Below are 19,467 nucleotides of genomic sequence, written 5' to 3'. Positions count from 1 at the left end.
TCCCCAATCTCAAGCGCTGGTTCGACAGCATCTGGGCGCGCCCGGCCACCAAGGTGGCCTACGAGAAGGGCAAGGCGATCAACCAGGGCGTTCCGGTGATGACCGAGGAAGCCAAGAAGGTGCTGTTTGGCCAGACCGCCAGTGTTGTGAAGGGGTAGGCGCACCAAAACAATCGTCATGCCCGGCACAAGGCTGGGCATGACGATGATGCAGGAGAAGCGAGGAGCCATGCAGAACGCCAAAGTCGAAATCGCCGATACCGACGAAAAGATCGCCGCCTGTTTCCCGGTGATGCATGAGCTGCGGCCGCATCTGAAGGATGCCGCCGAGCTGGTGGCGCGGGTGAAGCGCCAGCACGGCGAAGGCTTTGTGCTGGCCTATGCCGCCGACGGCAACGGCGTGCCGGCGGCCTGCATCGGCTTCCGCCGGCAGGAGCGGCTGGTGCATGGCCCGCTGATCTATGTGGATGATCTCGTCACCACCGCCACCGGCCGCTCGCGTGGTTATGGCGCGCTGCTGCTCGACTGGGTGGAAGGCATCGCCAAGGACGAGGGCCGCAAGGTGGTGGACCTCGATTCCGGCACGCATCGCGCGGAAGCGCACCGCTTCTATTTCCGCCAGCGCTACAGCATTTCCAGCTTCCATTTCCTCAAGAAGCTATGAGGCCGTAAAAGTTATAGAAAATGTCATGCTCGGGCTTGGCCCGAGCATCCACGAGTTTTTTTTGAAACATAACTCATGGATGCCACGGCCAAGCCGTGGCATGACGAATGTCGAAGAACCAAGAACCAAGAACAAGGACTTCCGCTGTGATTGACTTCTACACCTGGGGCACGCCGAACGGCCGCAAGGTCTCCGTGATGCTGGAGGAAAGCGGCCTGAAGTATCAGGCCTTCCCGGTCAACATCACCAAGGACGAGCAGTTCGATCCCGATTTCCTCAAGGTGAATCCGAACAACAAGATTCCCGCCATCGTCGACCACGAGCCGCCGGCAGCCTACGGCACCAAGCCCTATAGCGTGTTCGAGTCCGGCGCGATCCTGATTTATCTTGCCGAAAAGAGCGGCCAGTTTCTCCCTAAGGACGCGCCGTCGCGCATGCAGGCGATCCAGTGGCTGATGTGGCAGATGGGCGGCTTCGGCCCCATGCTGGGCCAGACGCATCATTTCGTGCGTTTCGCCAAGGAGAAGGTGCCTTACGCCATCGACCGTTTCACCACCGAGACGCAGCGGCTCTACAAGGTGCTGGACGGCCATCTGGCGAAAAACGAGTTCCTCGCCGGCAGGGAATACTCGATTGCCGACATGGCGACCCTGCCCTGGGCGGCGCGCCATGAATGGCACCTGATCGACCTGGCGACCTATCCGAACGTGAAGCGCTGGTACGACCTGCTGATGGCGCGCCCGGGCGTGCAGCGCGGCTTCGAGGTGCCATGAGCGAGACGGCCGAAAGCGCGGCCGTTCTGGCCAGCGCCTCGGTGCAGCGCGTGCAGGCGGCGCTGGCCGGGCATGGCGCGCATGGCCGCATCATCGTGCTGGACGGCGCGGCGCGCACGGCGGCCGAGGCGGCGGCCGGGCTGGGTTGCGCGGTCGGCGCCATCGTAAAGTCGCTGGTGTTTGCCCATGAAAGCCAGGAGGGAGAAAAGCGCCCTGTGATGGCGCTGGTGGCGGGCGACCGGCAATGCGATGTCGCCGCGCTTGGCCGCGCGCTGGGTCTGGATGCTCCGCCAGGCCGGGCCGATGCCGCTTTGGTGCGCCGGGCCACCGGTTTTGCCATCGGCGGCGTGGCCCCGCTGGGCCATGTGGAAGCCCTTCCGATCGTGATCGACGACAGCCTGCAGCGTTTCCCGCTGCTGCATGCGGCCGCCGGCCATCCGCATGCCGTTTTCCCGTTGTCCTACAGCGAGTTGGTGGCCTGGACCGGCGGCAAGCCGGCTGCCATTTCAGCGGCTTAGGATCGTTGACAGGCCAGTCCCCGAGCCTTAGAAGAGGCCCCGCATACACTGTGTGAATACCCACTCGCGTGCGGAGGGGTGGCCGAGTGGCTGAAGGCAGTGGTTTGCTAAATCACCGTACGATGTCAAGTCGTACCGCGGGTTCGAATCCCGCCCCCTCCGCCATTTCCTTTCCACATTCCAGATCGAGTCAGGAATTAGCGGGAGACGATATACGCCTCCCGCTGCCTCTCAGGTCCCGCGCCTGGCCCGGCTCCGCCCGACCAGTCCCAGGGCGATCAGGGCAATGGCCGCGCCGCCGATGGCCATGAGGGTTGGGGTCGGGACGTAGAAGGTCGTGAATACCTCCCAGCCGAGCATGCGCAGGGCATCGGAGACATGGGTGTGAATCCCGACGAGATGGCCGCCCAGCGTGCCGGTGATGCCGAGCAGAATGCTGCCGACCAGGGCCAGGCCCGCCATGATCCAGCGCGTGAAGCCTTCCCAGACCGCATCGCCCTTGAGCCAGCGGGTTACCAGTAGCAATGCCCAATAGGCGGTGGTCCATGCCGCCAGCAGGACATGGTTGCGCCCGAGCGGCGTGGCAGAGATTGTCTCCCAGGGCCATACCTGCGTGCCGACAAGAAAGGCCAGCACGCCAGCGAGAAGGCCGAGCGCCAGCAATGGCACCAGGGCCCGGTCAACCGCCAGCGCCAGCGGCCCAGCGGATGCGGCCCGCCACAATATGGCGAGGGCGGCGGTCATCCAGAGCGCGATCGGGAAATGCACAAGAACGACGTGATAGGCATCCATGATCGTGATCCTTACTTGCGCTGGATAAGCAGGTTGAGGGCAATGCCGAAAGCGGCGAGCAGGCCAATGCCGGCGAGCAGGGTCAGACGCCATTGCGTCTTGATGGCTTCGGCGAATTCAGCCTCGATGCCGTAATGGGCAAGCTGCTCCTCGGTGTGCCGGTAGCGCACCGGTACGCCCGCCTTGATCCTCTCGGCGCCTGCATGGCTTGCGCTGTTCAGGTGCGGCCAACTGACCTGGCCAGGATAGAACAACGTGGCCCTGAAGGGCGTCTGATGCCAATCTGGAGCATCGCCCTGAAAGTACGTGGGCTGGATTTCCGCCCGCCGGCCAAAGCCAACCGTGTAGGGCAGGGAAACATAATGCCAGCGGCCACCGGTAGCCTGACGGTGAATGGCGAAGGCCACCTGGTATGCACCGCCATCGCGCAGGATCTTGTCTTCAAGCGGTTTGCCGGTATCCATCTTGCGCTGCAGGGTGACATCCCAGAAGCCATTCTCCCAGCGGGCGCGTCCGGCGATGCTGATATCGGCCCGCGATCCCTGCGGCAACCGAAGAATGCGGCGTGGAATGGTGTCTCCCTCTTTCCAGCCGGCATTCGGATCGAACGGCAATGCCTGGTCTTCGCGCAGATAATAGACATCATCCTGACCTACGCGGCCCTGTGTGATGTCGTCCCAGTTCAGGGCCGCCTTGCCGACCTTTGCGGCATCCAGCATCAAACGCGGCTGTTTGCGTTCGCGATCCCAGTTCGTTGCATAGGCGCCGCGTCCGGAATCGCCGAGGCGGGCTACGCCGACCAGCTGGTCGTCGGAATAGCCGACCGGCGCGCCGCGATGCGCCCGCCAATGCCAGAGATCGAGAAAATAGCCTGCGGCGCGCAGACGATCCTGCTCGGTCTCCGGCACGACGGCAGCCCAGTCCGACAGATCCTTGCGGGTGTCCGGCAGGTACTTTGTGGATTCATCCAGGCCCAGTTTCTTGCCGAGATAGGGGTGGTTCTTCACATCGCGGCTACTGGCTTCGTCAGAGAATCCGGTCAGGCTCTTGCCGATCGTTACATAGCCACCATAGCGCCCGAATTCCGGTACGCTGCCGTCGTCCATCATCATGGCGACGCGGTCTTCATGTAAGCCTTCCGGCTGCGATCCGGGGACCGCTTCGCCCTGCGTCACCCAGGCGCCATTCGTGTAGCGCAGCATGTCATGGAATATGCCGGCATTGGGGGCCGGCCAGCGGTAGCGAAAGAACACGTCAGTACCGTTATAGGCGGCCCAAACCTCGAGCGGCACCGTCAGCTGCTTTGGAATGCTGATGTGATGTTTCGGATCATCGCGGACAACGCCGTTGCCATGAGTCAGCCACGACAATCCGAGGGCGCCTAGAAATATCACAAGCGCCGCATACAGGCTTATCCGTTGCATATCTCTCTCCCGCTGTTCTGCTGCGCTGATTCTGCGTGCGGGGATGCTGGGCTTCCGAGGCCGGCCTTTATTTGATGCAGATCAAATTTTGATGTATTCCCCGAGTCGGGCCACGCGGCTTTGACGGCGCCGGTCGCCTGAATTAATAAAATGGGCTGTCTTCACGATTTGTCCTATCGCGTCAGCCGCCGCCAGCGCGACCTTCACCCGAGGTTCATTGATGGCTGCTGTTAACCTGACCCGACGTGGAATCTTGCAGGCCGGTCTGGGGGCTGTCGCCGTCGCCCTGCTGCCGCGTGGCGCATCGGCCCTGCCGGTCAGTTACCAGCTCACGGCGAAGCGGGTGGCCAAGACATTGCCGGGCTGCGTCGGCCCGTCCGATCTCTGGCTTTACGATGATGGCCGCAACGAGACCCTGCCCATCGTGCTGCGCGCCGCGCGCGGCGAAAATTTCACCGCTGCGCTGAAAAACGAGCTGGCCGAGCATACCGCGATCCACTGGCATGGCGTGCGCGTGCCCTTTGCCATGGATGGCGTGCCCTATATCACCCAGCCGCCGGTGCGGCCGGGCGAGAGTTTCGAATACAGCTTCGCGCCGCCCGATCCCGGCACCTTCTTTTTTCATCCTCATTGCAACACCGTCGAGGCGCTGGGCCGCGGCCTGGCCGGCGTGCTGGTGGTGGACGATCCGCGCGACCAGGGCCTGTTCGACGTTGAGCATGTGATCGCGCTGAAGGACTGGCGCGTGCAGCATGATGGCGGCTTCGAGGATTTCCTCACCGATGCCGGTGCCGCCAAGGCCGGCAGCTTCGGCGCCTTACGCACCGCCAACGGCATGGTGACGCCCAGCATCATGGTGCCGCCCGGGGCAAGGGTGCGGCTGCGCATCCTCAATCTGGATTCCACGCGCATCCCGCAGCTTGATCTGCCGGGCGTGAAAGCGGTGATCGTCGCCACTGATGGCAATGCCTGCGCGCCCTTCGCGCTGCAGGGCTGGCGGCTTGGGCCGGCCATGCGCGCCGACGTGGCCTTCATCGCGCCGGAAAAAACCGGCGTTGCAATCCTGCTGCAGGATATCTTCAGCACTAAGCCACGTGTGCTGGCGAGGATCGTCACCGCCGGCGAAGCGATGCGCAGCACCAAGGCCGTGCTGCGCCTGCCCGAGGCGGACTTGCCGCAACCCGACCTGAAAGCGGCGCAGACACTCGAATTCACCCTGCTGGCGGGCAATCCCGATCCGGCCTTGCAGGCCTGGGCGAAGCAGATGGGCGTCAGCGCCGATGAAATCTGCCTGACGCAGAAGGTGTTCTGGTCGATCAACCGCCAGGTCTGGCCGGGGATGGGCCAAGGAACGGGGCAGGGTGCGTTGCCACCACCGCTGGCCGAGCTGAAATCAGGCCGCAGCTATATCATTGAGCTGTTCAATGGCACGCCGCACCAGCACCCCATGCACCTGCACGGCCATACCTTCCGGGTGCTGGGCTCGTCGGAACGCGACCTGCCGCCGCACTGGGCCGATACCGTGCTGGTGCGACCCAAGGAGCGCGTGCGCATCGCCTTCGTCGCCGGCCAGCCGGGCGACTGGATGATGCATTGCCACATCATCGAGCACCAGGAGACCGGGATGATGGGTTATCTGCGGGTGGCCTGAAGGCGAAGATTAAATTTATTTAATCCGGCGTTCAGGCGCCGTGAGGACGGAGCTGCCTATCTTGCAGGGACGGATTTTCCCCTGACAGGAGTAGACCCATGCAAGCCAAACGCCCCCCCTTTAAACGCACTGTCGTCGCCATTCTGCTGGCGAGCACCATCCTCTCGGGCGGCGGCGGTTATCTCGCCGCCCGTGCCTTCGCTGCGAATGATGCGGCCCTGCCGGCCGCACCGGTGGAGCAGCTGGTCGCCAAACCCTCCTTCGCCGATCTGGTCGAAAAGGTGAAGCCGGCCGTGGTGAACATCGCCACCACCGAGAAGCCCTCGCGTCAGGCCAATCGCCTGCCGCAATCGCCGTTTCCGCCCGGCTCGCCGTTCGAGGAATTCTTCCGCCAGTTCGGCGAACAGCAGCAGCGCGAGCGTGGACCGCAGCATGCGCTGGGCTCCGGCTTCATCATCGACCCCAGCGGCTATGTGGTGACCAACAACCACGTGGTGGATGGCGCCGACAAGATCGTGGTGACTCTGGAGGACGGGCGTGAGTTGCCCGCCACCGTGAAGGGCCGCGATGCAAAAACCGATCTGGCCCTGTTGAAGATCGAAAGCAAAACGCCGCTGCCCTATGTGGCCTTCGGCGATTCCGACAAGGCGCGCATCGGCGACTGGGTGGTGGCCGTGGGCAATCCCTTTGGCCTTGGCGGCAGCGTTTCGGCCGGCATCGTTTCGGCGCGTGGCCGCAACCTGAATAACGGTCCTTACGATAACTTCCTGCAGATCGACGCGCCGATCAATCCGGGCAATTCCGGTGGGCCGCTGTTCGACCAGTCGGGCCGCGTGATCGGCATCGCCACGGCGATCTACACGCCCAATGGCGGCAATGTCGGCATCGGTTTCGCAGTGCCGTCCAACCTGGCCGGCAATGTGATCGCCCAGCTGAAAGCCAGCGGCAGGGTCGAACGTGGCTGGCTCGGCGTCACCATGCAGCCGATGACCGAGGCCCTGGCGAAAGCGGTTGGCCGCAGGGACAGCAACGGCGTGCTGGTCAACGACGTGCAGGGCGAAGGTCCGGCCGCGAAAGCCGGCCTGAAGCAGGGCGACGTGGTGACCGCGCTGAATGGCAGCCCGATCCGCGATCCGCGCGACCTGGCGACGCAGGTGGCCGGGCTGAAGGCCGGCGATACGGCGAAGCTGCAGATCTGGCGCGAGGGCCGCGAGAAAACGCTCAGCCTCACCGTCGGCAGCCAGCCGGCCGAGCAGACCGCGGCGCTGGACGAGGCCGGCAAGGAGGGCCGCGTTGGCCTGAGCCTGGCGCCGATCACGCCGGAACTGCGCTCGAAGCTGGGCATCGAGGGCGCGGCGAAGGGCGTGGTGGTGGCCGAGGTGACTCCGGACAGCAAGGCCGAGGAAAGCGGCGTGCGGCCGGGCGACGTGATCGTCGGCATTGCCGGGCATCCGGTCGCCAGTCCGGCCGAGGCCGCGAAGGAGATTCGGGCCGCGCAGCAGGAGAAGAAGGAGGCCGTTACCCTGCTGGTCATGCGCAACGGCACCACCTATTATCTGGCGTTGCAACTTGCCTGACCACGATGAAGATTCTGCTTGTCGAAGATAATCCGCAGGTCGCCCAGTTCGTGCGCAAGGGACTGGGCGAAGCCGGGCATACCGTCGACCATGCCGATAACGGCCGCGACGGTCTGTTCCTGGCGACCTCGGAAGGCTACGACGCGATCATCCTCGACCGCATGCTGCCCGGCGGCATCGACGGACTTGGCATCATCGAGGCGCTGCGCCGCACCGGCAATGCCACGCCGATCCTGATCCTGAGCGCGCTGGCCGATGTGGATGAACGCATCCGCGGCCTGCGCGCCGGCGGCGACGATTACCTGACCAAGCCGTTTGCCTATGGCGAGCTGGAAGCCCGGTTGCTGGCGCTGGCGCGGCGCGGCAAATCGGCGCCGGCGCAGACCGCGCTCGAGGTCGGCGATCTCAGCCTCGACCTGCTCAAGCGCCAGGCCTCGCGCGGCGGCAGGGCGATTGCGCTCAAGCCGCGCGAATACAAGCTGCTGGAATACCTGATGCGCCATGCCGGCCAGGTGGTGACCCGCACAATGCTGCTGGAGAATGTCTGGGACTACCATTTCGATCCGCAGACCAACGTGATCGACGTGCATATCAGCAATCTGCGGCAGAAGCTTGACGCCGACAGCGACAAGCCGCTGCTGAAAACCGTGCGCGGCGCCGGCTACATGCTGAGCGCCGATGCTTAAGGTGATGCGCTCGACCTCGATGCGACTGGCGCTGGGTTACGCGGCGCTGTTCATCGCCTCGTCGCTGCTGCTGGTTGGCCTGCTGTGGTGGAACACCACGGGCTATCTCGACCGCGAGACCGATGCGGTGATCGCCGCCGATACCCGCGCGGTGGGCGACCGGCTGCGCGATTTCGGCCTGGCCGGCGCCATCCAGACCCTGAACGAGCGCGTCGCCGCCGATGCCGATGGCAAGGCGATCTACCTGCTGGCCGATCCGCGCCTGCGGCCTCTGGCCGGCAATGTCGATGCCTGGCCGCTCAAAGTAGGTCCGGCGCCGGGCTGGTACGAGGTGGAGCTGGTCTATCGCGACCGACTGCATGCCAGCCGCCTGCTGCATGTGGTGCTGCCGGGCAATTTCCAGCTGCTGGTCGGCCGCGACGTGCAGGAGCGCGTGGCGATCCGCAACCTGTTCCTGCAGAATCTGGTCTGGGCCGGACTGGCGGCGCTTGGCCTGGCCCTGCTGGGCGGCTGGCTGATCCGCCGCGCCGTGCAGCGCCGCATCGAAAGCATCAACCGCACGGCTCTGGCCATCGTGCAGGGCGATCTCGGCCGCCGCGTGCCGGCCGGGGCGGGCGATGACGAATTCGACCAGCTGGTACATACCATCAACCGCATGCTGGACCAGATCCAGCAGCTGATCGAGGGCGTGCGCAATGTCTCGAATGCCATCGCCCATGACCTGCGCACGCCGCTGGCCGAAACGCGGTCGCGGCTGGAAACGTTGCTGCGCCGGCCTGCCGATCAGGAAACCACACTGGACGAGATCGCCGCGGCGATCGGCGACATCGACCGGCTGATCGGAATCTTCAACGCCCTGCTGCGGCTGGCCGAGATCGACAGCGGCCTGCGGCGGGCGGGCTTCGCCAGGGTCGACCTGGCGGCCCTGGTGGCCGATGCCGCGGAACTCTACGGCCCGGCGGCCGAGGCGAAGGGCATCGATTTCGTGCTCGAAACCGGGCCCGGCCTGAGCGTCGACGGCGATCCCTTCCTGCTGGCCCAGGCGGTCGGCAACCTGCTCGACAACGCGGTGAAATACACGCCGGCCGATGGCCATATCCGGCTCGGCCTCGCGCGGCTGGCCGATGGCGGCGCGGCGATAACCGTGGCCGACAGCGGTCCCGGCATGTCGCGCGAGGAAACCGCCCGGGCCACCGAACGCTTTTATCGCGGCGACCGCAGCCGCCCGGCCGCCGAGGGCGTTGGCCTGGGCCTGAGCCTCGTTGCTGCAATTGCGAAGCTGCATGGCGGGAGCCTGAGGCTGGAAGACAACGAGCCGGACCAGGCCCCACGGGGCCTGCGCGCGGTCTTGGCATTGCCGGCGCCGGCTTGCTAAGCTCAGGCCATGAACCAGCATGATCACGACCATCATCACGATCACCACCATCACGATCACCACCATCATGGCAGCGAACTGAGCGACGTGGAGCTGCGCGTCCGCGCGCTGGAAAGCATCCTGGTCGAAAAGGGTTATGTCGACCCGGCCGCGCTGGATGTGTTGATCGAGACCTACGAAACCAAGGTCGGGCCGCATAACGGCGCCCAGGTGGTGGCCAAGGCCTGGAGCGATCCGGCCTATCGCGACTGGCTGCGCCGGGATGCCACGGCGGCCATCGTGTCTCTGGGCTACGCCGGCCGCCAGGGTGAGCATATGGTGGCGGTGGAGAATACGCCCGACACCCACAACATGGTCGTCTGCACGCTGTGCTCCTGCTATCCGTGGCCGGTGCTGGGCCTGCCGCCGGTCTGGTACAAATCGGCGGCCTACCGTTCGCGTGCGGTGATCGACCCGCGCGGCGTGTTGAAAGACTTCGGCGTCACCCTGCCGGCCGACAAGCAGATCAAGCTTTGGGATTCCACCGCGGAAGTGCGCTACCTCGTCATCCCCGAGCGTCCGCCCGGCACCGAGGGCTGGAGCGAGGAAAGGCTGGCGAAACTGGTGACGCGCGACAGCATGATCGGTACCGGACTGGCCCGCAATCCCGACGAGGTTTCGCCATGAACGGCGCGGCCGACATGGGCGGCATGATGGGCTTCGGTCCGGTGCAGCCAGAACCCGAACACGTCCGCTTCCATGCCGCGTGGGAAAAGCGTGTGCTGGCCATGACGCTGGCCATGGGCGCGACAGGGCAATGGAATATCGACCAGTCGCGCTCGGCGCGCGAAAGCCTGCCGCCGCCGCAATACCTGGCCAAGAGCTATTACGAGATCTGGCTGGCTGGCCTGGAGAGGCTGATGGCTGAACGCGGACTGGTCAGTGCCGAGGAGATCGAGGCTGGCCGCGTGCTGGCGCCGCCGAAACAGCTGCCGCGCATCCTGAAGGCCGAGGCCGTGCCGGCTGTGCTGGCGAAAGGCGGCCCGACCGAACGCGAAACCACCCAGCCGGCGCGCTTCAAGATTGGCGACCGCGTGCGGGCGAAGAACATGCATCCCGCGGGCCATACCCGCCTGCCGCGCTACGTGCGCGGTCATGTCGGCATCGTCGAGCTGCTGCATGGCATGCATGTTTTTCCCGATGCCAGCGCGCGCGGCGAGGCCGAGCAGCCGCAATGGCTTTACACCGTGCGCTTCGCGGCGCGTGAACTCTGGGGCGAGGCCGCCGATCCGACGCTCTCGGTCTCGGTCGATGCCTGGGACAGTTACCTGGAGGCGGCATGAGCGATCTGCGGGCGCTGCTGCCCGATCTGCCCTGCGACGAGACGGCGGCGCCGGTTTTCCGTGCGCCGTGGGAGGCGCAGGCTTTCGCCATGGCCGTGGCGCTGCACCAGAAGGGTCTGTTCACCTGGCCGGAATGGGCCGAGACCCTGAGCGCCGAGATCAAGCGCGCACAGGCCGCCGGCGACCCCGATACCGGCGAGACCTATTACCGCCACTGGCTGAACGCGCTGGAAAAGCTCGTTGTGACGAAGGGCGCAACCTCGGATGCTGCGCTGCAGGCGCGCGCCGAGGCCTGGGACCGCGCGGCCAAGGCCACGCCGCACGGTCAGCCGATCATGCTTCCCCGAAGCTAATCACAAAATTATCACGTCTGGTCACAGCATGATCGGTCGCCGTCCGTCCGGCGCGACCTGACAATGCCGGTGCATCGCTGGATTCGGTGGAATTCATGGGAATTCCGGCCGCCAGCCTATCGGACGCAAAAAAATGCAAAGCATAGCCCGGCGCCTCGCAATGCTTGGAATCGTCACAGGCTTGCTCGGGGGGTGCGCGGCTGCCGGCCTCACGGTCGCCGGCGCGGGCGCCGGGGTGGCCATGGGCAGCGGCGTGGAGCACACGCTATCCGGAATCACCTACAAGACATTCACGGCTTCCGCCAACGAAGTTCGTTTCGCTTCGCTAAAGGCGCTGGACCGTATGGGCATGAAGCTCACGTCTGATACCGAGACGCCGGAAGGCTGGAAACTGGTCGCGGCAGCGAACCAGCGCACCATCGAGATCGAAATCGAGCGGCTTACCAATACGGCAAGCCGCATGCGGGTCGTCGCCAACAAGGGTGACATCTTCTTCAAGGACAGCGCCACGGCGACCGAGATCATCCTGCAGACCGCCGAGGCGCTCGATACGCCGCGCGCGGTTGCCGGCCGCAAGAAAATCTAGCGAGGAGGGTCCATCATGAAACGACGCATCCTGCATGTCTCGGTCCTGGCTCTGGCTCTTGCATCCCCCGCCATGGCGCAGACCACGGATCCAGCCATCGGCGCCTATGAGAATCTTCCGCCCGGAGAGCAGAAGATCGCGCGTTCGCTGTTCGAGAACCAGACCGTGACGGCCACCGGGCCGACGCCGATGAGCCTCGACCAGGTCGCCGCCATGAAAGGCAGCGGCACGGGATCCGGCTGGGGCAATGTCTTCAAGCAGATGCAGGCCGACGGTCTGATCCAGGCCCGCAATCTTGGACAGGTCGTCAGTGGGCATTATACGGCGCCTCCTCCTGGCGCCGTGCCCGTAAGCGGCAGCGCTCCCGCGCCGGCGGTCGAGGCAGGCCCTGCCGTCCGCACGAGCGGCGGCAAGGACAAGGTTGCGATCACGACGGCTTCGGGCCGGACCGTGGCGGCGACCGGCGGGAAGGGCGACAAGACCGTCAAGACCGATGGCGGCGTAACTTCGGCCTCTTCGGGCGGCAATGCCGGAACCGCAGTCCAGACTGCGTCGGGGAATGGCGCCGGGAGGATTTCCACCGGCCTTGGCAAGGCGACCGGCCAAGCCGGAGTTACCACAGCAGGCGGCGCTTCCGCCGGCGGGGCTGGCTCAGGGGCTGGCAAGGCCGTGGGCCGCAGCAAATAATCGAAAGCGCAGCGCTGAAACGCGGAACGCCGGGCTTGCGGCCCGGCGTTCGCGTCCTCGCAGGATGCCTGCGGGTCAGCCCAGCGCGGCCTGCACGGCGCGTTTGGCGATCACGCCCACCAGATGGGCGCGGTATTCCGAGCTGGCATGGATGTCGTTGTTCATGCTGCCAGGATCGGTCTTGATGCCTTTCAGCGCATCGGCCGAGAAGGATTTGGCCAATGCGGCTTCCATTTCCTTGTGGCGGAAGGCGCAGGGGCCGGCGCCGTTGATGGCGACGCGCACGCCGTTCGCCGTCTCGGCCACGAAGGCGCCGACCATCACATAGCGCGAGGCCGGGTTGGGGAATTTCACGTAGCCGGCGCGCTTCGGGATCGGGAATTCCACCTTGGTGATGATCTCGCCTTCCTCCAGCGCGGTCTCGAACATGCCGGTGAAGAAATCATCAGCCGCGATCTTGCGCTTGCTGGTGTGGATGGTGGCGCCCAGGCCGAGCACGGCGCCGGGATAGTCGGCTGCCGGGTCGTTGTTGGCCAGCGAACCGCCGATGGTGCCCATGTTGCGCACCTGCGGGTCGCCGATGCCGCCGGCCAAAGCCGCCAGCGCCGGGATCGCCTTCTTCACCTCGGCCGAAGCCGCCACGGCGGCATGGCGCGTGGTGGCGCCGATGGTGACGCTGCCGCCAGAAACCGTGATGCCGTTCAGTTCGGCGATGCCGTTCAGGTCGACAAGATCGGACGGCGAGGCCAGCCGCTGCTTCAGGGTCGGCAGCAGGGTCTGGCCGCCGGCCAGGAACTTGCCGTCGGTGGCGCTGCCCAGCAGCTTGGCGGCATCAGCCAGCGAGGCCGGGCGGTGGTAATTGAACGCATACATGGGGATTCTCCTCTGAACTCTATTCCGCGGCGGCGGCCAGGTGACGGCTCTGGATCACTTTCCAGACCTTCAGCGGCGTCGCCGGCATGGTGATCTCCTCGGTGCCGAGCGCATCGGTGATGGCATTCATCAGCGCCGCCGGGGCGGCAATCGCACCGGCTTCGCCGCAGCCCTTCACGCCCAGCGGATTATGCGGGCAGGGCGTCTCAATCATGCCGACCTTGTAGCTCGGCAGATTGTCGGCGCGCGGCATGCAGTAATCGAGGAATGAGGCGGTCAGCAACTGGCCGCTTTCCTTGTCGTAGACCACGCCTTCCAGCAGGGCCTGGCCGATGCCCTGGGCGATGCCGCCATGCACCTGGCCCTCGACGATCATCGGGTTGATCACCTTGCCGAAATCGTCCACCGCCACCCAGTTCGCCACGGTGGTGACGCCGGTGTCGGAGTCGATCTCGACCTCGGCGATGTGCACGCCGGCGGGGAAGGTGAAGTTGACCGGATCGTAGAAGGCGCTGGCCTCCAGGCCCGGCTCCAGGTCGGCCGGGTAGTTATGCGGCACATAGGCGGTGAAGGCCACCTGCGCCATCGGCACCTGCTTGTCGGTGCCCTTCACCGAGAAGGTACCCTTGTCGAACACCACGTCGTCGACCGAGGCTTCCATCAGATGGGCGGCGATCCTCTTGCCCTTCTCGATGATCTTGTCGGCCGCGCGCATCAGCGCGGAGCCGCCGACGGCCAGCGAACGCGAGCCATAGGTGCCCATGCCCATCGGCACCTGGGCAGTGTCGCCATGCACCACCTCGATATTCTCGATCGGCACGCCCAGCTTGTCGGAGACGATCTGGGCGAAGGTGGTCTCATGGCCCTGGCCATGGCTGTGCGAGCCGGTATAGACGAACACGCTGCCGGTGGCGTTGAAGCGGATCTGGCCCGACTCCCACAGGCCGACGCCGGCACCGAGCGAACCGACGACGCTGGAGGGCGCGATGCCGCAGGCCTCGATATAGGCGCAGAAGCCGATGCCGCGCAGCTTGCCCTTCTTGGCGGACTCCGCCTTGCGCTTGGCGAAGCCGGCATAGTCGGCCGCCTTGCAGGCTTCATCCAGCGCCTTGGCATACTGGCCACTGTCATACACGCAGGCCACCGGCGTTTGGTACGGGAAGGCGTCAACCGGCACGAAGTTCTTCTTGCGCAGCTCGACCGGGTCCATCTTCAGTTCGCGCGCCGCGGCTTCGACGATGCGCTCCACCACATAGGTGGCTTCCGGTCGGCCGGCGCCGCGATAGGCATCCACCGGCGTGGTGTTGGTGAACACCGCCTTCACCTCGGCATAGACCGCCGGCGTGGTGTATTGCCCGGCCAGCAGCAGGGCATAGAGATAGGTCGGCACGGCCGAGGCGAAGGTGGACAAGTAGGCGCCCATATTCGCCTTGGTGTCGACGCGCAGGGCCAGGAACTTGCCATCCTTGTCGATGGCCAGCTCGGCATGGGTGACATGGTCGCGGCCATGGGCGTCGGTGAGGAAGGCCTCGGTGCGGTCCGAGGTCCATTTCACCGGCTTCTTCAGCTTGCGCGCCGCCCAGACGCAGACGGTCTCTTCGGGATAGTTGAATATCTTCGACCCGAAGCCGCCGCCGACATCGGGCGCGATCACGCGCACCTTGTGCTCGGGCAGGCCGAACACGAAGGCGCACAGGATCAGCCGCAGCACATGCGGGTTCTGCGAGGTGGTGTAGACCGTGGTGGTGTCGGTGCCCGGATCGTATTCGCCGATGGCGCTGCGTGGCTCCATCGGGTTGGGCGACAGGCGGTTGTTCAGCAGGTCGATCCTGGTGACATGGGCGGCCTTGGCGAAGGCTGCCTCGGTGGCGGCCTTGTCGCCGAATTCCCAGTCATAGCAGAGATTGCCGGGCGCATCGGGATGCACCTGCGGCGCGCCGGGCTTCAGCGCGGTGACCACGTCGACCACCGGCGTCAGCACGTCGTAATCGACTTCGATGGCCTCGGCGGCATCCTTGGCCTGGCTCAGGCTCTGGGCGATCACCACGGCGACCTGGTCGCCGACATGGCGCACATGATCGATGGCGATGATGTCATGGCGCGGCGCCTTGTGCGGGTCGCCCTTCTTGTCCTTCACCGTCCAGCCGCAGATCAGGCCACCGACCTTGTCGGCCGCCACATCCTGGCCGGTATAGATGGCGACGACGCCCGGCATCTTCTTCGCCGTGTCGAGCCGGATGGCGCGGATCTTGGCGAAGGCATGCGGCGAGCGCAGGAAAGCGGCATGAAGCTGGCCAGGGCGATTGATATCGTCGGTGTAATGGCCCTGACCGGTAATGAAGCGGAAATCTTCTTTACGACGTACGGATTGACCAATGCCCTGGTTTGTCATGACGCTTACCCCCGCATTGCCTGCGCCCCGGCCATCACGGCCTTGACGATGTTGTGATAGCCGGTGCAGCGACAGAGATTGCCTTCCAGCTCATGCCGGACGGTCTCTTCGCTCGGGTTCGGATTGCGCTGCACCAGGTCGATCGCGCTCATGATCATGCCCGGCGTGCAGAAACCGCATTGCAGGGCGTGATTTTCGCGGAAGGCTTCCTGCATCGGATGCAGTTTGCCGTCCTGGGCCAAGCCCTCGACGGTGGTGACCTTGGCACCCTGCGCCTGGGCGGCGAGGATGGTGCAGGATTTCACGCTGGTGCCATTCACATGCACCACGCAGGCGCCGCACTGGCTGGTATCACAGCCGACATGCGTGCCGGTCATGCCGAGATTTTCACGCAGGAACTGAACGAGCAGGGTGCGCGGTTCGACATCGCGCGTCACCGACTGGCCGTTGACGGTCATCGTCACGGAAATGGTCATATTTTCCTCCCATCAAGCGCGGAGCTGAAGATAGCGCGCGCCTCACCCGGACAAGAGAGTGGGCGAAACGCACGAAGGGCGTCAAGTTGCAAAACGAAGAAGCGCATCGTGATGGCTGAAAAGAATCAGCTGCGCAGCACTAGGACCGTTGCTGCGCATACGATCACGATCAGGCCGGCGATCCACAGCCAGCTTGGTATCCCGCCGGTGACTGCTGGCGGTTGCGCTGCAGCAGCCGGTGTTTTCCGCAGGGCCTCCAGGCTGGCCGAGGCGGCGATCGGCTCGGCCATGGCCATATCCTTCGCGGTTTCGGCGATCTGGGCCGCTTCTTGCGGTGCGGCAACGATCTGGTTGAACTTGGTGAAGAAGTCCTCGGCCATCTTGGCGGCGACGCCGTCGATCAGGCGGGCGCCGATCTGGGCCAGCTTGCCGCCGACCTGGGCCTGCACGCTGTAGGTCAGTTTCGTGGCACCATCCGGGGCGCCGTCCATTTGGGCATCGGCCAGCTGCACCCTGGCGCTGCCCTTGCCAAAGCCGGCGGCCACGCCGCCCTGGGCCTCGCCGTTGATCGTGCAACCATTTGGCGGGTCAAGGTCGGACAAAGTCACCTTGCCCTTGAACCTGGCCTTCACCGGGCCGACCTTGACCAGGACCGCGGCCTCGAACTCGGTATCCGAGGTCTTGGTGACGGTTTCGCAGCCGGCAATGCATTGCCGCAGGATGTCGGGGTCGTACAGGGCCGCCCAGACCTGCGGCCGGGGGGCGGGGATCAGCTGTTCGCCGGTCAGTTCCATGGCAAATCTCCAAAATACGCTGGCAAATTTACGGGGTAATTCGATTCACGAGCTGTTAAGCTTAGCTGCCTAGGTTTGCGATAACTAGGTTCAGGTCTGGCTGAGGGAATAGGGCGGCCATGGTCCCCGCAACGCGATCCGGTATCGATGTCAGTTTCTGGCTGCTTGAACGCGCGGCCTCGGAACGTATTGCCATGTCGCTGCCCAAGCTGCGCTGGCTGCTCTATCTGGCCCAGGCCCATTATGCCATTGCCCGCGAGGGTGCCAAGCTGATGCCGGCCACTTTCCTGGTTGGCGAGGACGGCCCGATCGAGCCGACGCTCGACCTGGTCTTCCAGGCCGGCATCGAGAATCCCTGGTCGCCATCCTTAAGCGAAACCACGGCTGCCTTCCTCGACGGCTTCTGGAAACGCTTCGGCATGCTGCCGGCGGTGGCCCTGCATAAACTGGTGGTCGGCGATCCGGCCTGGCGCAAGGCGCAGGAAAACGGCCCGGGCAGCGAGATCCATGTCGAGACCCACCGCAACCATGTCGCCCGGACCAGCGTGAAGACCAGCCAGGCGACCCCGATGGCCAACCGCCAGGCCGAGCTGCCGCCCTTCGAGGAAGCGGTGCGGGCGAAAATCGCACAGCATTCCGGCGGCCGCGCCGTCGCTGCCGCGCCGGCCAGTTCCTCCCATGCCCTGACCCGCGCCATGCAGGGCCAGCCGGCCAAGACGCCGCCGCGCACCGCATCGGTGCAGGAGGCTGCCGGCCACCTGCGCGCCGCGCCGCCCGACAGCCAGGAAGTCCGCTTCACCGCCGATGGCCGTTCGGTCACCCGCTGGCGTCCGAAACGCCGGGTCGACGGCCCCGGCGTCTGAGTCCAAAGTCGGGGCTAACCCACCGCACGCCTTGTTAGAATCGTTTTGGCAGCGCCCAAAAATGGTGTTACGCTGAGGGGCGTAGTGCGGCTATTGAAGGATTAGAAGAGTGGATCAAGGGGGCTTCGGCGACGCGGAAATCATCAAGATTTCTGGCAAAGTTAAGTGGTTCAACGCAGTCAAAGGTTTTGGGTTCGTCAGTCCAGACGACAATTCCGGTGACGTGTTCCTTCATCTCTCCTGCCTGCGGCAGGCCGGTTACGAAAGCATCGAGGAAGGCGCAACCGTGATGCTTGAGGTTGCCCGGCGGCCCAAGGGCATGCAGGCGATCCGCGTCCTGTCGGTCGACAACAGCACGGCCTCGCCTTCGGCCGGCCGTGGCGCCGGTGGCGGCATGGGCGGTGGCTTCGGCGATCGCGGCCCGCGTCCGCCACGTCAGCCCCGCTTCGGCGGCAACGACCGCTTTGGCGGCAACGACCGCTTTGGTGGTGGCGACCGTTTCGGCGGCGACCGGGGCGGTTTTGGTGGCGGCGGTTTCGGGGGAGACCGTGGTGCACCGCGCTTCCCGTCAGTCGTCGCCCAGGGCGATTTCTTCGAAGCCAAGGTCAAGTGGTTCAATGCCGTGAAGGGTTATGGCTTCGTGTCGCGCGGCGATGGCGAGCAGGACATCTTCGTGCATATGGAAGTGCTGCGCCGCGAGGGCATCAACGAATTGCAGCCGGGTGACTCGGTGCGCGTGCGCATTGGCCAGGGCCCGAAGGGGCCGCAGGTCGCCGAGATCCGCAAGGACTGAACGTTCGATTGCCGTATCACGCTGAACGCCGGCACGGTTACCGTGCCGGCGTTTTTGATTCCAGCGCCGATGGCTTGTCGATGTCCGGCCGGTCGGGCTTCGTGGCGTCGGGCTGTTCTTCCTCATGCGGGTAGTCGTTGAGGATGAGCAGCATGTCGACGGTCTCGCCGTCGCGCGCCAGCGGAAAATAGACCCGCTCGGTGTCGATGAAATCCCGGTCCGGATGCGGCATCGGGAAACGGTCGTAGACCGGTTTGCCCGTGGTGGCGCATTTGCGCATGTTGTTGCATATGCGATCCGCATATGCGGGCAGCACGGCATCCTCGACATACCGGCCGCTGATCTCGCGGCCGGCGATTTCGGTCTGCAGGGTGCCGGTCAGGCGGAAGCGGAACCGCAGGCCGTCGGGGCCGCGTTCGACATCGACCAGGTTGATGAACGGCAGGACCGCCTTCAGTTTTGCCGGGTCAATATCCTGCCGGCCGGGCAGCCGGCCCGGTGCGGCCGCCTGTGCCAGATAGTCCCGCATCCAGGAAAACCGCGGGTGCAGCTTGGCATAATTTGGTCGTTGCACCGGACATCACCTCCGTCCGCAGGACCACAACATACATTAGCATGGCCTTTTCAACGCATCTGGCAAGGGATGATCCATCCGCAGGCGGTGCAACTCGATCTCAATCAGCGCAGCTCCACCGCATAATCGTTTGCCGGCAGGGCTTTCGGGATCAGGCCCTGTTTCACCAGGTAATCGGCAAAGCGGCTGTAGCGCCGGCTGTCCAGCGCGCGCGGCGACTGGGCGAAGCGCGGCAGGGTGGCGGCCCAGGCGCGGCGGTTCAGCTCGTCGTCCAGCGTCTTGTTCTCCTTGATGA

At 65.1% G+C, this 19,467-nt stretch carries 21 protein-coding genes, 1 tRNA gene and 1 pseudogene; 15 read left to right on the top strand and 8 right to left on the bottom strand.

Annotated features, from left to right (window positions below):
• Positions 1–228: 228 nt before the first annotated feature.
• From Q1J79_RS05090 to Q1J79_RS05075, 4 genes are all read left to right on the top strand, one after another.
• Positions 229–663, top strand: coding sequence for a GNAT family N-acetyltransferase (locus Q1J79_RS05090; RefSeq protein WP_300297403.1), 435 nt, complete (start codon positions 229–231; stop codon positions 661–663).
• Positions 664–809: 146 nt separating this feature from the next.
• The gene (locus Q1J79_RS05085; protein WP_300297401.1) at positions 810–1,436 is read left to right on the top strand and encodes a glutathione binding-like protein; all 627 of its coding nucleotides are present in this window, start codon (positions 810–812) and stop codon (positions 1,434–1,436) included.
• The gene (locus Q1J79_RS05080) at positions 1,433–1,954 is read left to right on the top strand and encodes a YbaK/EbsC family protein (protein ID WP_300297398.1); all 522 of its coding nucleotides are present in this window, start codon (positions 1,433–1,435) and stop codon (positions 1,952–1,954) included. The genes Q1J79_RS05085 and Q1J79_RS05080 overlap by 4 nt, the downstream gene beginning before the upstream one ends.
• Positions 1,955–2,026: 72 nt before the next feature.
• A tRNA-Ser gene (locus Q1J79_RS05075) sits at positions 2,027–2,119 on the top strand.
• Between the two features lie 66 nt (positions 2,120–2,185).
• Here the strand turns inward: Q1J79_RS05075 and Q1J79_RS05070 are convergent.
• Both Q1J79_RS05070 and Q1J79_RS05065 read right to left on the bottom strand, forming a co-directional pair.
• The gene (locus tag Q1J79_RS05070) at positions 2,186–2,746 is read right to left on the bottom strand and encodes a hypothetical protein (protein WP_300297396.1); all 561 of its coding nucleotides are present in this window, start codon (positions 2,744–2,746) and stop codon (positions 2,186–2,188) included.
• Between the two features lie 11 nt (positions 2,747–2,757).
• A complete protein-coding gene (locus Q1J79_RS05065) occupies positions 2,758–4,170 on the bottom strand; it encodes an ethylbenzene dehydrogenase-related protein (protein ID WP_300297394.1) in 1,413 nt (470 codons plus the stop codon).
• Positions 4,171–4,390: 220 nt separating this feature from the next.
• Between Q1J79_RS05065 and Q1J79_RS05060 the strand changes: the two genes are divergently transcribed.
• The 9 genes from Q1J79_RS05060 to Q1J79_RS05020 all read left to right on the top strand — a co-directional run bounded on the left by Q1J79_RS05060 (position 4,391) and on the right by Q1J79_RS05020 (position 12,407).
• Positions 4,391–5,821 (top strand): multicopper oxidase family protein, encoded by a 1,431-nt coding sequence (locus Q1J79_RS05060; RefSeq protein ID WP_300297392.1) that lies wholly within the window; start codon positions 4,391–4,393, stop codon positions 5,819–5,821.
• A gap of 98 nt (positions 5,822–5,919) precedes the next feature.
• A complete protein-coding gene (locus Q1J79_RS05055) occupies positions 5,920–7,398 on the top strand; it encodes a DegQ family serine endoprotease (RefSeq protein WP_300297390.1) in 1,479 nt (492 codons plus the stop codon).
• 5 nt (positions 7,399–7,403) lie between these two features.
• Positions 7,404–8,084, top strand: a complete 681-nt coding sequence (locus Q1J79_RS05050; RefSeq protein WP_300297388.1) for a response regulator transcription factor — start codon at positions 7,404–7,406, stop codon at positions 8,082–8,084.
• Positions 8,077–9,459: a HAMP domain-containing sensor histidine kinase gene (locus Q1J79_RS05045; RefSeq protein WP_300297385.1), complete on the top strand. Its 1,383-nt coding sequence runs from the start codon at positions 8,077–8,079 to the stop codon at positions 9,457–9,459. Before Q1J79_RS05050 ends, Q1J79_RS05045 begins: the two co-directional genes overlap by 8 nt.
• A gap of 9 nt (positions 9,460–9,468) precedes the next feature.
• The gene (gene nthA / locus Q1J79_RS05040; protein ID WP_300297382.1) at positions 9,469–10,125 is read left to right on the top strand and encodes a nitrile hydratase subunit alpha; all 657 of its coding nucleotides are present in this window, start codon (positions 9,469–9,471) and stop codon (positions 10,123–10,125) included.
• Positions 10,122–10,781 (top strand): nitrile hydratase subunit beta, encoded by a 660-nt coding sequence (gene nthB / locus Q1J79_RS05035; RefSeq protein ID WP_300297379.1) that lies wholly within the window; start codon positions 10,122–10,124, stop codon positions 10,779–10,781. The genes nthA and nthB overlap by 4 nt, the downstream gene beginning before the upstream one ends.
• Positions 10,778–11,134, top strand: coding sequence for a nitrile hydratase accessory protein (locus Q1J79_RS05030; protein WP_300297377.1), 357 nt, complete (start codon positions 10,778–10,780; stop codon positions 11,132–11,134). The genes nthB and Q1J79_RS05030 overlap by 4 nt, the downstream gene beginning before the upstream one ends.
• Before the next feature lie 241 nt (positions 11,135–11,375).
• Positions 11,376–11,720 (top strand): hypothetical protein, encoded by a 345-nt coding sequence (locus Q1J79_RS05025; RefSeq protein WP_300297374.1) that lies wholly within the window; start codon positions 11,376–11,378, stop codon positions 11,718–11,720.
• 15 nt (positions 11,721–11,735) lie between these two features.
• Positions 11,736–12,407 carry a hypothetical protein gene (locus Q1J79_RS05020; protein WP_300297371.1) on the top strand — a complete coding sequence of 224 codons (672 nt, stop codon included), beginning with the start codon at positions 11,736–11,738 and terminating at the stop codon, positions 12,405–12,407.
• Positions 12,408–12,482: 75 nt separating this feature from the next.
• Here Q1J79_RS05020 and Q1J79_RS05015 read toward each other — a convergent pair whose 3' ends face one another.
• The 4 genes from Q1J79_RS05015 to Q1J79_RS05000 form a co-directional block, all read right to left on the bottom strand.
• Positions 12,483–13,280, bottom strand: coding sequence for a xanthine dehydrogenase family protein subunit M (locus Q1J79_RS05015; protein WP_300297369.1), 798 nt, complete (start codon positions 13,278–13,280; stop codon positions 12,483–12,485).
• Positions 13,281–13,299: 19 nt separating this feature from the next.
• A complete protein-coding gene (locus Q1J79_RS05010) occupies positions 13,300–15,672 on the bottom strand; it encodes a xanthine dehydrogenase family protein molybdopterin-binding subunit (RefSeq protein ID WP_300297367.1) in 2,373 nt (790 codons plus the stop codon).
• Positions 15,673–15,677: 5 nt separating this feature from the next.
• Positions 15,678–16,148 (bottom strand): (2Fe-2S)-binding protein, encoded by a 471-nt coding sequence (locus Q1J79_RS05005; RefSeq protein WP_300297365.1) that lies wholly within the window; start codon positions 16,146–16,148, stop codon positions 15,678–15,680.
• Positions 16,149–16,273: 125 nt separating this feature from the next.
• Complete coding sequence (locus tag Q1J79_RS05000; RefSeq protein ID WP_300297363.1) at positions 16,274–16,942, bottom strand: carbon monoxide dehydrogenase subunit G; 669 nt, start codon at positions 16,940–16,942, stop codon at positions 16,274–16,276.
• Positions 16,943–17,061: 119 nt separating this feature from the next.
• On the opposite strand from Q1J79_RS05000, the gene Q1J79_RS04995 reads away from it, so the two are divergent.
• Positions 17,062–17,805 carry a hypothetical protein gene (locus Q1J79_RS04995; protein ID WP_300297360.1) on the top strand — a complete coding sequence of 248 codons (744 nt, stop codon included), beginning with the start codon at positions 17,062–17,064 and terminating at the stop codon, positions 17,803–17,805.
• A 109-nt stretch (positions 17,806–17,914) separates the two neighbouring features.
• A complete protein-coding gene (locus Q1J79_RS04990) occupies positions 17,915–18,598 on the top strand; it encodes a cold-shock protein (RefSeq protein WP_300297358.1) in 684 nt (227 codons plus the stop codon).
• Between the two features lie 37 nt (positions 18,599–18,635).
• Here Q1J79_RS04990 and Q1J79_RS04985 read toward each other — a convergent pair whose 3' ends face one another.
• Complete coding sequence (locus Q1J79_RS04985) at positions 18,636–19,172, bottom strand: PAS domain-containing protein (protein WP_300297355.1); 537 nt, start codon at positions 19,170–19,172, stop codon at positions 18,636–18,638.
• Between the two features lie 104 nt (positions 19,173–19,276).
• A pseudogene (locus tag Q1J79_RS04980) lies at positions 19,277–19,467 on the bottom strand (ABC transporter ATP-binding protein); the annotation flags it as partial.

It is taken from the genome of Ferrovibrio sp., from assembly GCF_029255545.1.
Classification (GTDB): domain Bacteria; phylum Pseudomonadota; class Alphaproteobacteria; order Ferrovibrionales; family Ferrovibrionaceae; genus Ferrovibrio.
This window is presented reverse-complemented; position numbering and strand designations above follow the sequence as displayed.